The sequence below is a fragment of the Micromonospora sp. PRAS1 genome, from assembly GCF_059553435.1.
Window position 1 is genome coordinate 1 of the sequence record NZ_JCANNB010000132.1, and the last position, 298, is coordinate 298.

General features: G+C 67.4%; 1 protein-coding gene. It reads left to right on the forward strand.

Going from position 1 to position 298, the window contains the following annotated elements; all coding sequences use genetic code 11:
* Positions 1 to 298 (forward strand): ketoacyl-synthetase C-terminal extension domain-containing protein (locus AC507J_RS32410; RefSeq protein WP_496294392.1); only part of this gene is annotated, 298 nt, incomplete at both ends.

Below are 298 nucleotides of genomic sequence, written 5' to 3' on the forward strand. Positions count from 1 at the left end.
CTGACCGAGGCCCGACCCTGGCCGGAAACCGACCGACCCCGCCGCGCCGCAGTCTCCTCATTCGGCATCAGTGGCACGAATGCGCACGTGATTTTGGAGCAGGCTCCTGAGGTTGAGGTGGTGGAGCGGGCGGAGTCTGTGCCGGCGTTGGCGTGGGTGTTGTCGGGGAAGTCTGCGGGTGCGGTGCGGGAGCAGGCGGTTCGTCTTTCGCGGGTGTCTGGTGTGGATGCGGTTGATGTGGCGTTCACGTTGGCGCGGGGTCGTGCGGTGTTGGAGTCGCGTGCGGTGGTGGTGGGGT